Here is a 14650-nt window from a genome sequence, read left to right as displayed (position 1 = left end):
AGGTTCAAGTAGATTCCTAAATTAATAATCTACTAGATTATAGCATATATTAAATCGTAAGAGAGCAGTAAAGGATATTGGAAATACCTTCAAAAAAAACCTTTCAAACAGAACCAATGAAGGCTTCTATTCTGAAAGGCTAACTTGTCGTTATTAACTTACCATAACTTTTCTTTAAACGTCGAGTCCATAGTTGCGGCATAATGCAGCAAGTCCGCCTGAGAAGCCGCTTCCGATAGCATTAAACTTCCAGTCACCATTATGTTTGTACAATTCACAAATAACGACTGCTGTTTCCACAGAGAAATCCTCTCCCAAGTCAAAGCGAAGAATTTCCACATTTGTTTCTTCATTAACGACTCTGACAAACGCATTGGAAACTTGGCCGAAATTTTGGTTTCTTGAATCGGCATCATGAATTGTTACAGCAATGCCTACTTTTTCTACATGTGCAGGCATCTTAGAAAAATCGATGACAATTTGCTCATCATCTCCGTCTCCTGCGCCTGTCCGGTTGTCGCCTGTATGCTCGACACCACCGCTCGGATGTGCAAGGTTATTATAGAAAATGAAGTCCACATCATTTACTACCTTGCCGTTTGCATCTGCCAAAAAAGCAGATGCATCTAAGTCAAAATCAACTCCGCCATCATAGCGGTTCGTATCCCAGCCTAATCCGATTACCGCTCTAGTTAAGCCCGGGTTTGTTTTTGTTAAGTCGATTCTTTGTCCTTTAGATAGATTAATGGACATCCTTTTCTCCTCCTTTTTTCTTCTGGTTAAAGCCACTATTCCTTAAGAATAAGATTTTACGACTTCACCAAGACTGCCAGCAGATGTGCCAGATCCGATTGCGCCAAACTTCCATTCTTGGCCGTGTCTGTAAAGTTCACCAACAATCAAGCTTGTCATCCCATTATAATTATCGGTCAAGTTATAGTGAAGCATAGTATCGTTTGAGCTTGGATTAACAATGCGGATAAAGGCATTTTGAATCATGCCGAAATGCTGTTTTCGTTTGATTGCATCATAAATATTAACAACAAATACAAGCCTATGAACAGATGCAGGCACTCGGCTCAACTCTACGAAAACTTGCTCGTCATCCCCTGCACCGTCTCCAGTCAAGTTGTCGCCGGAGTGCTGCACACTGCCATCTCTGCTCTTTAAGTTGCCAAAGTAAATAACATCACTGTTGCCCTTTACTTTCCCGTTCTCATCAAGCATAAGCACAGATGCATCACAGTCGACATTTCCGCCAGAACCGCCGCCGCCGAACAAGGAGCCAAATAAACCGCCGCCACCCTTTTGCTGAACAGGATCCCAGCCTAGTCCTACCATAATTTTTGATAAACCTGGATTGCCTTTAGTCAAATCAACTTTTTGTCCTTTTTGCAGATTGATTGCCATATTGTCCACCCCTATGTATTTGTTTTTTTATATAGTAGGGCAGAAATGTTCTGCCCTTATATTTAGCCTTTTAATTTCATTTGCTTGAAATTGTTTTGCAGCTGCTCGAGTTTTTTTGTGCCTTCTTCACGAAGTCGCTTATTCTCTTCCTCGATAGACTTTGTCTCCTGCATACCCTTCATAATGATATTCCAAGACTCTTCGATTGTCTCAATCTTAATGCTCGGCGCACCTGCCAGCCTTGCGATATCAACACTTTGCTGAGATATGTTCTGCGCATTGCGGACAAGCATCTCATTTGTACGGCGGTCAAGCTCGCTCATACTGTCTGCTACAAGCTTCTGTCTTTTAGCGGCAACAGCTTGAATCAAACCATTTTTGAAGATTGGAATTGTCGTTACAAATGCAGAGTTTATTTTACCTATCAGCTTCGTATTTCCCCGCTGCAGCAATCTGATTTGCGGTGCTGTCTGCAGGGCAACCATTTTAGCCATTTCCAAGTCATATACTCGTTGGTCGATAAGCTCGATTGCATTGCGCAATGTATCGAGCTGCATGGCTGCAAGCTGATCGCCTTGAATTGCTTTTGCTTCAATTGGAGGTAGCACTTCCTCTTTCAGCTGGTCAGATTTCATCGCACCTGCAACAGCATACTTCTCGAGTGTTAAGTAATACTGATAGTTTTGCTCATACATATTATCGAGCATATTTGTCGACTCGACCATTTCATTTTGGTACTTAGAGATTTCGACATATACTTTATCGATTTCCTGCCCCATAGACTGGTACTTGCCGAATAGCTTCTCCATTAATTTTTCGCTTTTCTTAAATAGCTTCCCGAAAAGTCCTTTTGAGGATTGTTCAAAATCCTTCTTATCAAATTTATCCATGATTCTGCCGAGCTGTTTCAAAAGTTCACCCGAGTCTTCAACTTTTGTCATTCTCATATTCCCTAATATTTGATCAGAGAATTTCGAAATTTGGACAGCAGGCTCTTTTCCGAACTCCAATATTTGAATTTGGTCTCTTTCGTCAATCGATCTTGCCAATTGCTGCACTTCAGGCTCATTTCTTAACGAAAGCTTGATTTCAGAAACCTTATTTTCCGTTAACACATCTATCACTTGATGTTCATTACTTGAAGAATTAGATGATTGCATATTCACTGCTAATCTCCCCTTCTATTTTTTTTGAAGCCGTTTAGAATCATTTTCTTAAAGAATGATTCTTCCTTATATTCCATATCGAAAACAACATCCTCCAGCCAGTGAGCATCATAGGAGCCTTCTTGAATGAATGTCTCCATATCTGAATGACCTGGCGGATTATAAACGATAATATCTACACCGAATGAATTCAGTAAAAGCAATATAGCCGCATCTTCCCTTGTGAACAGACCGTTAAGCTCTGTTTTGTAGAGAATGACACTCGGCACATCCTGTGAATAGTCAAACTTCTGAAGCAGCTTCAGGATATCTGCAGGAATAATCAGCCCTTGTGTAAACAGAAATATAGCTGCTTCCTCTTCTGTCTCATTCGGCAAGGGCTTCAGCTGCGGCTTATCGCATATTGTGCGTATGCTTGAGGCAATTCCCTTTTGCAGCCCTAGCGGCAAGCGGCTATAGTTCCAGTAATTGGCTGTCATCATTTTGTTAATATCTAATTTCCCTTCTCTGTCGAGGGCACTTCGGTAGTGGAAACGGTAATCACTGACAACAGCTCTTGTAAACGGGAAATTCTTGATTAAAAGAGCATGGTCGACATTTACAAGACTATGCATCCGATCCCAGTATTCCTTTCTATTGCTGCTTACACCAAATACTTTAGCAAAAATAGTTGGAATTTTCACTACTCCATTGCTGACTTCAAAGTTAGGGCGAATCATTGCTTTTTCTTTCTCCAACAAAAAAAGCTCATCATATGTCGTTTTTAAGGTGACAGAAGTAGGAGTATAATCCCTTAGTTGCCATGGTTTATATAGGCCAGAACCTTCATGGTTAAGAATGCTTTCAATTTCTTTGGACGCTCTGTACGCAACCGTTGCCGTTCTCCGCCGTTTTTCAGTTGGAAACTCTTCTGCCTCTTTTGCTTGCGGATATATATGTGTAAAAGCCGGCTGTCCTTCACCGGATATTTGTGTGAGGATGTCATCACCATTTGGACTGACGACCACTAAATCACAGCCTATTGTAGCCAAGTATGTCAAAAAATAAGCCTGGCTTTTGCTGCCTGTCCCGTACCACAAAAATTGCGGCAGCCTGTCTTCCGCTCTGCACGCTTCAAGACTCGGTTCAAGATGATTGATGGACCATTTAATGACATCGACAAGAATTCTTCGCAATTCGCTGCTTTTTAAGCCACTCGGCTCTGCTTCTGCAAATCGCTCCAAAACCTTAATCATCCCTTCCCTTAATTTCCTATGAATGGACGGGACTTGAGATTTCAACAGCAAATTCTCTCCATCTAAAAAAGCGACAAAGCGATTGACCGAAAGATTTTGTTCTTGCAGCAAATTCAGCACTCTTTGAATCGCCTGAAAATGCTTGTTGTCAAGCACCCTATTCAAGTGATGGTTGCTGATAAGCACAAGCCTGCTGTCATCTTGACTGACCCAATCATACAGCTGGTTGTAGTATTCGTCTTCATCCATCGGAACGCCAAGCAGCTTTACAAGCACTTGTCCGAATGTGATGACACCATTTTCTTCTTTATAGAGCGGCCTGCTTTTTGGCGGCTGCTGCAATGTTGTATACCAGTTTTCCATTGATACAGGAAGTATCTGCCCATTCAGCGTGTGTAAATTAACATTCATTTTCCCACTTCCCTAAACGAACTGCTCTGTTAAATATGGCCTTGTGATTTGAAAAGGCTTTATATGTATCATAGCAAAAGTATATAGATATTGCTAAATATTTACCGTATATAAATTAGTACGTTTACTAGTCTAAAAAGTTTCATATTTTTTAAGCACTGCTTAACTTTCTAGCCTTCCAAGCAATATCTTTTGGGCTTTATATACCTATGTTCAATCCTTTTTAACGTCTCACCATTTTGAAGCAATTGCATATTATACAGTAAATCTAGGCTAAGCAGGTGTTATAATATGAGATCATTATATCGAAAAAAGTCTTATCATGAACTCGAGTCAGAACTGGAACAATTGGAGCAAGTTATAAGTTCCAAAACCTATCTTTTCTTTGATTTGTTTTTTATCAGTTTAATAATCAGTTTTGCCATAAGTGTGACCTTCAAGTCTCTTTTGCTAGGAATATTCACCTTTTTTATTTTTTATTCTGTTTTTATTGGCATCTATCGCTTGCTTTCCAAATGGTTTAAAGATTCTCCAACAGAGGAGTAGCACTCCTCTTATAAAGCCGGTGCACCGTTTCGATGATTTCTTCACCAGCATCAGCACCAGAGAAATTAGTAAGATTATAACGATTAGCATCTCGCACTTCGTCTGCTAATTCACCATGCTTTGGCATCCAAGCATGAGTACAAGCATCCAGTAAAGGAAAATCAAGGAGAGAGTCTCCTGCCCCTGCTGTAATTTTGATGCCTTCTCTTTTTTGGATAAATTTTACGGCTTCTCCTTTACACACAGGTGCTGGCATAAAATACAGCTTTCGCCCTTGCAGGGAAACCTTCCAGCCATTTTCTGATGCTATCTTTCCAATCAGTTTTTTCGTCTCAGAAGTTATTTGCTGTTCTAATATATAATAAAAGAAGAGATCATCTGCTATTTTCATAGAACCAGGTAAGGCTTGCCCGTTGACTAATTCCATCAGTTTTTCTTTTTCAATACATTGCTCTGCAAGCTTTACCTGAACTTCTTTCGTCCAATCTGACAATATTTCTCCTTTATAATGGATATTCGCACCATTGGAGGTCACACTGTAGGTGATTGGAATGTTCTCTTCGAAAATAAAGATACGCTTATATTGCTCATACGTTCTTGTCGTCACAGGCACAAATTGCAGCTGAGATGCAAGCTCCTTTAATTTTCTTAGTGCATCTATCTTCATATAGGAGATATAGTTTCCCTTTAATCTTTCAACAGGTACCATGCTTTCATTTAATGGAGTTCCCATTTCAGACAGAGCGCGTTCTGAATAAATCAAGGTTCTGTCTAAGTCTGACGCGAACATCATCATCATTTAGCACCAACCTTTTTAATAAGACCGCAGCATGTATAGCTCATTTGAGGATATGGAATGATTTCCACATTTCGTTCTTTTGCAAGCAAAACAATATGGCGCACATATGGGCTACTTGGGTCTTTCATGAGAATTTTCCACGGAACTCTCCTTAAAAGCACCCTAGTCGTCTCTCCGACTCCTGGCTTTACGTAATTAACTGTTTCAATTCCGAAAGATTCTTTCATTTCGAGGACTTCCTTCATTCCCTTGAAAGAAACTTCCTCTTCTTTTATAACATCCGAAATTGCCTGCTCCAATTTTTCTGTATCAATATGATGAAACTCAGAAGTGATTTCTTCCAAATACTTCTCTGAGACGTCATATTCTGTTAGTTCTTCGTAAAATTTTGCACCATGGAAATCTGACTCACCTATATAGGCATCATTCAGCACGGTTCTGCTGATAAGACCAGAGACTGTTGAATTTAAACATGCGCTTGGAATTAGAAAATCCTCTCTTGTTCCATATAAATTTGTGCAATGCCCAGGGTCTGCCACTACAGCGAGTGCATCATCAAGCTCAAATCCGTGGCTGTCTTTGAATTCAGCTAGAGATTTAGTTAATTCGATGGAAATGGCTCCTTTGCCTGTCCAGCCATCGATAAATTGAATATTGCCCTCAGGATGTGTTTTTAGGATGTACAGAAGAGCATTTTCGTCAATCCCTCTGTCTCTGATGATGGAAATGCTATAATGCGGGAAGCTCATGCTGTATTTCTGCTCTAAGTAACGTTTAATCAATATACCGATCGGTGTTCCTGCCCTAGCTAAAGAGACAAGCACCGTATTATTGCCCTTTTTTCTGTAAATCTGCTCAGCAACAACAGCAGTGCAAAAGGCAACCTTCTCCTTATATTCATCCAGAGTTTCCCAAAAAACTTGGAGATATTTTTCTGGAGGATTATATTCCTTCGGCAGCGTTTCACTGTAATGCTGTCCACCCTGAATGCGGCGCTCCCGCTCCTCTGTATCGCCTTCTAAATTTAAGCTGCTTAAATCCTTTAACAGAAAAACAACATCTTCCTCTTTATAAGAGCCAAATTTTTTTAGATCGGTCTTTTCCATCATCTACACTACCTCCCACTGCAATGCACCACATTTATTTTTTTTACTCCCGTTTCTTTAAGCTTTGCAAGCAAGAGCTGAAGCTTATCTTCTTCCACTTTTCTCTCAAAGAATATAAAAATATCATCGTATGCATAAGACGGAATATTGTATAAATAATGGTCTATATGCTCATCTTCAGGGTTTAGAAAATGGATGGCTGTTTTGGCTCCATAATGGTTTTCATTATGAGGATAAATCGGGCTTCTCGTGCTGGATTGGTAGGAAACACCCTGTCCCATTAGACTTGCAATTTTCATTGGAATATACATAAACTCGCCAGTTCCAATACAGAGTGTTTGGGTGCCAAGTCTCTTTTTAGCCAAGTAATCAGCTGCTTTATCCATCCAGTGATTTTCACTTGACAGAAGTCCGAATCTTCCAGTATCTCCTAAGTAATAGCCAGGATTTTCCTTGCCTGCTAATGTTCGTGAGTAATAAGGAAGCTGGCTGTTTTCCGTAAAATCATCAAGCGAAATAAACTCCGTCTCCACATTATCCGTGATTAAAGGATTTGTTTCCTGTTGAATATCTTCGATTTGCAGCGCTCCTTCAAGACTGAATTCTCCCTTTAATAGACTCACAATGCGAATATTAATCTTGAGCTCCTGCTCTAACTGTTTTAGCTTTTGGTCATTTTCTTTGCTGCGCCAATCCAGAATGGAGACAATTGTATACTCTTTCCGCGGGAATTTCCCCTGAATATCCTTAATAATATTAATGGCAGTCTTTCCTGTCGTCAGTTCATCATCAACAAGAATGACTTCGCGAGTATTATCAAGCATGGAAACATCTATATAGCAGCGATGAGACGTAGCATGGGAGTGCTCCTCCTCAAAAGAAATTATCGATTCCATGCCTTCTACTAACTCCCGAGTCGTGTGAAAAAAGGACGCATGTTGAAATCCTTTATAGAAACTGTGGCCCAGTGCAGTTGCTGTTTCGGCAAACCCGATAATAACAGGATCAGCCGTCTCCTTCCTGATGAAAGGGGCATCCTGAAAATTCGCAATGGAATGATGATAGCAGTCAAGCAATTCCTCTCTTTTTGCAGATAGACTATCTATCTTTAATTCTTCATATCTGGCAGCAAGCGCGAAACCCGTCCATAATCCAAGCTGTGGTTTAATCGGAATATGTTTTCCTAATAGCCTGCTGACAAACAAAAACGACCTTTTTTTATTGATTCTTGCCGCCATTTGAAATAGTTCTTCTGCATGCAGCTCAAATGGATTTTCCTTTATTTCAATATGCATCTTTAAATCATTTAGAATTGGCAATAAAATTTTCTTGTTTGAGTAAGTCAATGTATGTAAATTCTTCATGGAACACCCCATAAACTCTAGATTTTAGCATGATTTTCTGAGCCCAATAGAAATGGGGCTTTATTTCATTCATTTTATTGGAGAAGGAGCTTTTCATTACTCCAATCTCTCCATTACTGCTTGCAATTATATTTGCCGCGTCCAAATATTCCTCATAGCTGACAACATTTAACGCTTGTACAGGCTTAATATGGGTTGGGTGAATGATTGTTTTTCCTGTCAGGCCATTCGTAATGTCCATCAGTACTTCTCTAATCAAGCCATCCATATGCTTATCAATAAGCTGTGTTCTCATCTGCATGCCTGCCTTGCCGTATCTTTTTCTAAATGGCGTTTCCCGCAGCTGTGGTATCAGCATTCTCTCTTTGGAAGAAAAGTACTCCCAAACTGGTCCTGAAACAACATATGGACTGTCAGCGCGTAAAAATACATTGATGATATCTGTGATGCAATCGCGGATAATGGCCACATCATACACCGTTGTATCACTGTTTCTCCGAATGCCATAAAGACCGCAAAAATCAGTCGCTCCAATGCGGACATTTAAAATAAGATGTTTATATGTATCAAGAACTTTTTTAATCGATAACAGTTCTTCGAGCCTAGTCTCTTTTTCTATTATTTTCTTCGTTTCTAGTATCGGCATTGCATACAGCAAATTCCCCTTCGTATTATAGGAATCCAATTCTTGCAAAATGATGCTGCCAATTTGGGCATCAAACTTAGGAATCACAATACCTGTCAGCAAATGCATACAATCTTTAAGAGCGTTCATCAGCCGTAAAAACTGGTCAACAGAGCGAATTCTAATAAAAATCATTGGCATTTTGCTTTTCACTAATATTCCCTGCTCGATACTTGCCTTTATGTTAAGCAGCTCTTCTTTTAATTTCGCTTCTGCAAGCTCTACTTCATGATCACCGATAGAATCTTCTAAGCATATAACCATTGATGTTAAGCCGGGATGCTTGTTTATCAGAAGATCATGATAAATATTTGGTCTAGTTGCAGGCATATACAGGGTGGAGGCAAGGGCATAGGATAAAATCTCCTTATCAGAAGTTATCGACAATTCCTCAGGCTCCTTATAAAAAAGCTTTTCAACAAGCTGATTATTTAAATCGGAAAATAATTTCATTTCAGTAACTCCATTCCACTATAAAGCCTTTTGTGATTAGACTATTCTGATAATTATTATATAAAAAAAATTAGAAATTACCTTTTATTTTAATATAATATCGGTTTTCTTGCATTAATATTTTCTTGTTATGGGTAAATTTGTAATAACATGAGGATTATATCTTTAGATGGAAAAAAGAAGGGATGACAACTTGTCATACCCCTTCTCTCTCGTTACTTTATTAAGCTTCGCCTTGCTCTGCTTTTTTCTTATTACGATTATGAACAACAAATGTTGCTGCGAAAGCGATAATTAATATGCCAAAGAATACAATATGGTGTACATGAACACCAAACACACCTAAGAACATCTTTACAGAAATAATTAAAATCAAAATATATGCTGTGCTTTCCAATTCTGGCACACGGTCAATCAATTTCAGGAATACACCTGCAACTCCGCGCATCATCAGAACGCCGAGCATACCGCCGACAAGCAGCACCCATACTTCGTTGCTGACACCGAAAGCGGCAAGAACGCTGTCTACTGAAAAGGCAATATCCATTAGCTCAACAGCGACAACTGTTCCCCAAAATGTACCGAACAAGCGGATTAACAAACCATTTTGGTTAATGCCATGCGATTCTTCTTCGTTTTCTGCTGCTTCCTTCTCTTTTCGTTTATCGATAAAGTACTTGATTGCTAAATACGCCAAGTACGCTGCACCGAGTACCTTTACCCACCACAATTTAATTAGTAATACACCGACTCCAATTGCGATGAAGCGGAATATGTATGCTCCAAGCAAACCGTAGAAAAGAGCTTTTTTACGTTTTTCAGGCGGAAGATGCTTAACCATAACAGCAAGCACAAGTGCGTTATCAGCTGATAGCAGTCCTTCCAAAATTATAAGTGTTCCAATATATCCCCAGCTCACTGGGTCTGACAGTACTCTTCCCCACGCTTCCCAATCAAAAAACATAGAATATGTTTCGATAAAGGATTGAATAATAGCATCCATTCGTGTAAGTTCCTCCTCATTGATCGCTGTATCAGTTTTGTATTTTTTTATCTGCAATCAAATGGAAAGGCAATTGAAAAGGTTATCCCCTCTAAAAGCAACTAACAGATTAGCCGACTTGCAGTCCGAAATCTGTTGCTAATGCTGCCAAGCCGCCTTGGTAGCCGCTTCCGATTGCACTGAATTTCCATTCGTTGTTATGGCGATAAAGTTCTCCGACAACAAGCGCTGTCTCAATAGAGAAATCTTCTCCTAAGTCATAGCGGATAAGCTCTTCATTATTTTGTTCATTCAGAATACGCGCATATGAGTTAGAAACTTGTCCGAAGTTTTGGTTTCGTGCGTCACCGTCATGAATTGTAATAGTAAAAGCAATCTTTTGAACACTTGCAGGCACTGCTTGAAGGTCAATAATAATTTGCTCATCATCACCGTCTCCTGCTCCAGTTCGGTTGTCACCAGAGTGAACGACAGATCCGTTTCCGCCAGATGTGTTGTTGTAGAATACAAAATCAGCTTCAGATGTTACTTTACCGTTGTCACCAAGCAAAAATACAGAAGTATCCAAGTCGAAGTCATTTCCGCCGTCATACTTGTTTACATCCCAGCCAAGTCCTACGATAACTTTCGTTAATCCTGGGTTTCCTTTTGTTAAGTCTACTTTTTGTCCTTTTGATAAACTGATTGCCATGATTAATTCCTCCATTTTTTTCATTTTTATTATCTACGTTTCAAATGCTTCAATAGTTTCGCATTTTTATTATTTGTCGGGATTTTTTTTTAACTCATCCATTTAGGCGGAGTATTTTTATCCCAGTAGATATTGCCTAGTGCATAATGATTTTGGAAATTATCCTGAAACGTGTGATAATGAAAATTGAACCAATAGCCATCTTGCGGGGGGCGATCCCTTCTTACATGAAAGCGAATCACGTCTTGATTTTCTTTCACTATGTGGAAAATCCGCTCGCTCGTCCCAGGGCTCGGCATTTCTGTAACCGTAAGCTGGCTCAAATCTTCATCAGGGAAGCTTGAAGTCACATTGTTAATCGCTTTTTCAATATTCGGTAAAATCGCAATTCTGAATTCATCCTCAATCACCGGTTTAATCTTGCTCCCGAATTTCGTATAGCTTTGCACTTCTGCTTCTTCCATCAGCTTGCCCACGACCTTATCCCTTTCCGAACGCTCATCCAGAATCCCCGTATCAAGGGTTAATTCTTCTGAAGAGACTGGCAGCTTGCTTTCATCAGCAGGCTTCTTTTCATCACCATTGCTAGTATTGTAAAAAGCGGAAGGGGACGGAGTTACCAGTCCAAATGTTAAGATCGACACAAAGACAACAAGACTTTTTCGAATCCAATTAGGCATTGTAAACACCTCACTTTCAAAAATCCTGTTAATCCTATGTAAAGCCAGTTTTTTTCTTTGTTTAATGGTGCTCTAATATATATACAGTACTATTCAAGTATATAATAAAGTACAATTATTCAGCCACTATTTATACAGTATTATTTAAAAATAATAGCCTGTTATCCTTAATTTTTCCTATAATTCAATGATGCCATAGTGAAATTTGGCTGTTTTCCGCTGTATTCGCTGAAAACCAAAGGCTTCAAAGCGCGTGCTTTTATAATGGTCCTTCAGTACAACCCTTTCTTTGGCGACACGGCGTGCTTCTTCTATCATCGTGGTTGTCCAGTCTTCATAAACAGCTAAATGCTTTAATGGTTTAATTCCATCTGAATCAATGCTTTCCTCAAACATTGGATCTAAATACACACAATCGATACTGTTTGTCTCTTTTTTTCTCAGCTCATCAAGTGCATGTCCGCTCGTCACCTTCACCCTTCGCATAGCTTCATCCATTTGCTCATCATGGGACTGCCAGACAGCAAGACCTTCTTTGACAATAAAGGCAATGACCGGACTTGCTTCCACTCCTTCAACTGCTCCTGATTTTCCGACTGCAAAGCTTGCGATAATGCTGTCAGATGCTAAGCCGAGCGTACAGTCAAAAAGAGACTTTCCCTCTGTTAGATTGCAAGCATCAACGAAAGGATCATGCTCCTCCTTTTGCAGTCTTTTAATTCGGAACATTGCAGAGCTAGGATGAAAGAAAAAAGGCTCGCTCGCATTTGCTGCAAACAGTTCATATCTTTCCTTGCCCGCCACTAACACATCTTCTTGATACTTAGTGATCAGAGATTTGACTGTCCTTTTATTTCTGTCCACATAGCTGCACTGCAGCAAGGCTGCTGCCGTTTTCGCTTTGTCTATCATTTCTTGATTTGTTCTTCCTGCAGTTGTAACTATCATTTTCATTCACCTTTCTTAACACTTAAAAGGAATTGCCTTTATAAGAAAAAAAGAGGGGCTGCTAGTGTGCCCCTCTTTGCTTGTTCTATTGCTTTTATTATTAGCAGTTTTGTTCGAAAGCAGACATCAAATTTTCCATAATCGCTTCCATGGAGTTGCCTTCAATATCATAACGAGGGATAAAATGGACAACCTGATTGTCTTTAATTAAAGCCATAGAAGGAGATGATGGCTCGATATCTCCAAAGAACTCCCTCATTCTTGCAGTCGCTTCTTTATCTTGACCTGCAAATACTGTAATAAGATTATCCGGTTTTTTCTCTGCTTGTAATACGGCCTGTGTTGCAGCAGGTCTTGCAAGACCTGCAGCACACCCACATACAGAATTAACAACAACCAGTGAAGTTCCTTTATTGCTGCTGATAAACTCCTCTACCTCTTCTTCTGTTGTTAATTCCTGAAAACCTGCGTGCACAAGCTCTGCTCGCATCGGCTTTACCATTTGTCTCATATATTCTTCATATGCCATCGACATTACTATTTTCCTCCTTTATTTATGCATGTGCTATAAGCATACAATAATGAAATGCATACATGCAACGAAATGAATCTGATTAGGCGTGTTTCTTTCTTTTTTCTTTTCCCACTCTTTTTACCTGTAAAAGATGACATGTTCGGATAACTGGACGAATAAGAAGCAAGACACTTCCTGAGATATAAAGAACGGCACCTGTTATCTTCCAGCTCAACAGCATGTTGAAAATCGTTCCTAACAGGAATAACAGTCCAATCAGGATATCATTGATTGTATATATCGCCTGATATTTATCCTTTAAAATGATAGCTAAAGAACCGATAGAGATAACATGATTTTCTTCTTCTTCTGACTGTTTATTCATGTTTTTTAACACCTCGCTAAAAGAAATACTAGTGAATGTATTCCTTTTAACGGGGAGTCTAAACACAATTAGTCCAACAAGAAATATTTTCTAAAGTCAATCCTGCTTGCGTGCTTCAGTCATCTGTTTCCAGACAGAACCTTTCGCCTCTTCTCCAAGCTCAATTCTTTCGATAGCCATTTTAATTTGCAGACTTACTTCAAATTCAGGATCATCTTCATGAGCCTTTAATGAAGGCAAAGCCCTTTCATCTCCCACTTCATACAAGAACATTGCAGCACGCCATCTTACAAGCTTGCTTTTGTCATCTAAAGCTTTCATCATTTCTTCCATTGCTTCAGAGAAGCCTAAATCTGACAAGCAGTCACCTGCAGTTCGTCTTACTGTTACCGTTTTATCTTGAAGTGCTTTATAAAGGGACGGCAGCACGATTACATCTTCAATCATTCCGAGATATACTGTTGCCAGTCTGCGAATGGACGGCTTTTCATCATCAAGTGCTGCCGTTAACACTGGTATATCATCAACCGTCGGATCCTCACTTTGTTCTAATCTCTGATATCTAATCTTCCAATCTTCATGCTCTAAATCTTGAAAGGTCAGTTTGATTTTTTCCCGCTTGTTCAAAGTTGCTTCTGCTGTTTCTGGGTTCTTTGCAGCTTCTGCTAGGCTTGCAATTCTTTCATCAGGATATGCAGCCATCATTTCCTCTTGGACAGCTTGACCAATTTCGTCAAACTCACCGTAGCGCACTCCGAATTCCTGCCATTTTCTGCTTGCCACAACATTATCTTGCGGCATTCTTACCTCTGAAACGGCCTTCATGAATTGCTCTGGCAAGCCGTAACGCTTTTCTTCCGTTCCATCCGTCAGCTTTACTTGCATAGGTATCCCTTTGTACATTTGCACAAGCACTTTTATTTCACCGAAATGCTCGTTCACTTCCGGCTCTTTTTCTAAACTTTCTGCTTCTTCCCCAAAAGCATTTCGTACTTGGGCAAGAAGTTCCTTCCAGTCATATTTGGCATTTCGTTCAACTGCCAAGAAATCAGCAACATGGTAAACCCCTCTAATACCTTCAATTGCCAGAATGTCCTGGATTACCTTCGGTGCTTCTTCGGCATTGTCCTTTTTATAGTTATTGCTTGTTCCCATCGGCAGCTCTTCATTTAAATTGATTTTCATCGTATTCGGGCTAGGAGTAGGTTCAATCGCCATAATTTTCATCAAAAAATCCCCCTCAAAATCATTTTT

At 39.7% G+C, this 14650-nt stretch carries 16 protein-coding genes; 1 reads left to right on the top strand and 15 read right to left on the bottom strand.

Features of this window, described 5'->3' with window-relative positions:
• Positions 1-174 precede the first annotated feature (174 nt).
• From LXM54_RS02190 to LXM54_RS02175, 4 genes are all read right to left on the bottom strand, one after another.
• Positions 175-753 carry a TerD family protein gene (locus LXM54_RS02190; protein ID WP_233313461.1) on the bottom strand — a complete coding sequence of 193 codons (579 nt, stop codon included), beginning with the start codon at positions 751-753 and terminating at the stop codon, positions 175-177.
• Positions 754-795: 42 nt separating this feature from the next.
• Positions 796-1410, bottom strand: a complete 615-nt coding sequence (locus LXM54_RS02185) for a TerD family protein (protein WP_233313460.1) — start codon at positions 1408-1410, stop codon at positions 796-798.
• Between the two features lie 62 nt (positions 1411-1472).
• On the bottom strand, positions 1473-2570 hold the full coding sequence (locus LXM54_RS02180; RefSeq protein WP_233314726.1) for a toxic anion resistance protein: 1098 nt from the start codon (positions 2568-2570) through the stop codon (positions 1473-1475).
• Between the two features lie 8 nt (positions 2571-2578).
• Positions 2579-4222, bottom strand: coding sequence for a YceG family protein (locus LXM54_RS02175; RefSeq protein WP_233313459.1), 1644 nt, complete (start codon positions 4220-4222; stop codon positions 2579-2581).
• A gap of 291 nt (positions 4223-4513) precedes the next feature.
• On the opposite strand from LXM54_RS02175, the gene LXM54_RS02170 reads away from it, so the two are divergent.
• Complete coding sequence (locus tag LXM54_RS02170) at positions 4514-4768, top strand: hypothetical protein (protein ID WP_233313458.1); 255 nt, start codon at positions 4514-4516, stop codon at positions 4766-4768.
• Here LXM54_RS02170 and LXM54_RS02165 read toward each other — a convergent pair.
• From LXM54_RS02165 to LXM54_RS02115, 11 genes are all read right to left on the bottom strand, one after another.
• Positions 4743-5567, bottom strand: a complete 825-nt coding sequence (locus LXM54_RS02165) for an HAD family hydrolase (RefSeq protein ID WP_233313457.1) — start codon at positions 5565-5567, stop codon at positions 4743-4745. The two genes, LXM54_RS02170 and LXM54_RS02165, sit on opposite strands and share 26 nt — an antisense overlap.
• Positions 5564-6676, bottom strand: coding sequence for a cysteine protease StiP family protein (locus tag LXM54_RS02160; RefSeq protein WP_233313456.1), 1113 nt, complete (start codon positions 6674-6676; stop codon positions 5564-5566). Before LXM54_RS02160 ends, LXM54_RS02165 begins: the two co-directional genes overlap by 4 nt.
• Positions 6677-6681: 5 nt before the next feature.
• The gene (locus LXM54_RS02155) at positions 6682-8037 is read right to left on the bottom strand and encodes a phosphoribosyltransferase family protein (RefSeq protein ID WP_233313455.1); all 1356 of its coding nucleotides are present in this window, start codon (positions 8035-8037) and stop codon (positions 6682-6684) included.
• The gene (locus LXM54_RS02150) at positions 7976-9175 is read right to left on the bottom strand and encodes an HpcH/HpaI aldolase/citrate lyase family protein (RefSeq protein WP_233313454.1); all 1200 of its coding nucleotides are present in this window, start codon (positions 9173-9175) and stop codon (positions 7976-7978) included. The genes LXM54_RS02155 and LXM54_RS02150 overlap by 62 nt, the downstream gene beginning before the upstream one ends.
• A gap of 223 nt (positions 9176-9398) precedes the next feature.
• Positions 9399-10178, bottom strand: coding sequence for a TerC family protein (locus LXM54_RS02145; protein WP_233313453.1), 780 nt, complete (start codon positions 10176-10178; stop codon positions 9399-9401).
• Positions 10179-10287: 109 nt separating this feature from the next.
• Positions 10288-10869, bottom strand: a complete 582-nt coding sequence (locus LXM54_RS02140) for a TerD family protein (RefSeq protein ID WP_233313452.1) — start codon at positions 10867-10869, stop codon at positions 10288-10290.
• Positions 10870-10958: 89 nt separating this feature from the next.
• Entirely contained in the window at positions 10959-11549 is a 591-nt protein-coding gene (locus LXM54_RS02135) for a YpjP family protein (protein ID WP_233313451.1), read from the bottom strand.
• 177 nt (positions 11550-11726) lie between these two features.
• On the bottom strand, positions 11727-12497 hold the full coding sequence (locus LXM54_RS02130) for a class I SAM-dependent methyltransferase (protein WP_233313450.1): 771 nt from the start codon (positions 12495-12497) through the stop codon (positions 11727-11729).
• Positions 12498-12597: 100 nt separating this feature from the next.
• The gene (locus LXM54_RS02125; protein ID WP_233313449.1) at positions 12598-13032 is read right to left on the bottom strand and encodes a BrxA/BrxB family bacilliredoxin; all 435 of its coding nucleotides are present in this window, start codon (positions 13030-13032) and stop codon (positions 12598-12600) included.
• 79 nt (positions 13033-13111) lie between these two features.
• Complete coding sequence (locus LXM54_RS02120; RefSeq protein WP_233313448.1) at positions 13112-13396, bottom strand: YrhK family protein; 285 nt, start codon at positions 13394-13396, stop codon at positions 13112-13114.
• Positions 13397-13492: 96 nt separating this feature from the next.
• The gene (locus tag LXM54_RS02115) at positions 13493-14623 is read right to left on the bottom strand and encodes a conserved virulence factor C family protein (RefSeq protein WP_233313446.1); all 1131 of its coding nucleotides are present in this window, start codon (positions 14621-14623) and stop codon (positions 13493-13495) included.
• Positions 14624-14650 lie beyond the last annotated feature (27 nt).

The sequence above is a fragment of the Bacillus sp. Au-Bac7 genome (genome assembly GCF_021341655.1).
Lineage (GTDB): Bacteria > Bacillota > Bacilli > Bacillales > Cytobacillaceae > Niallia.
Note: the sequence above shows the minus strand (reverse complement) of the source record. Positions and strands in the feature narration are given on the sequence as shown.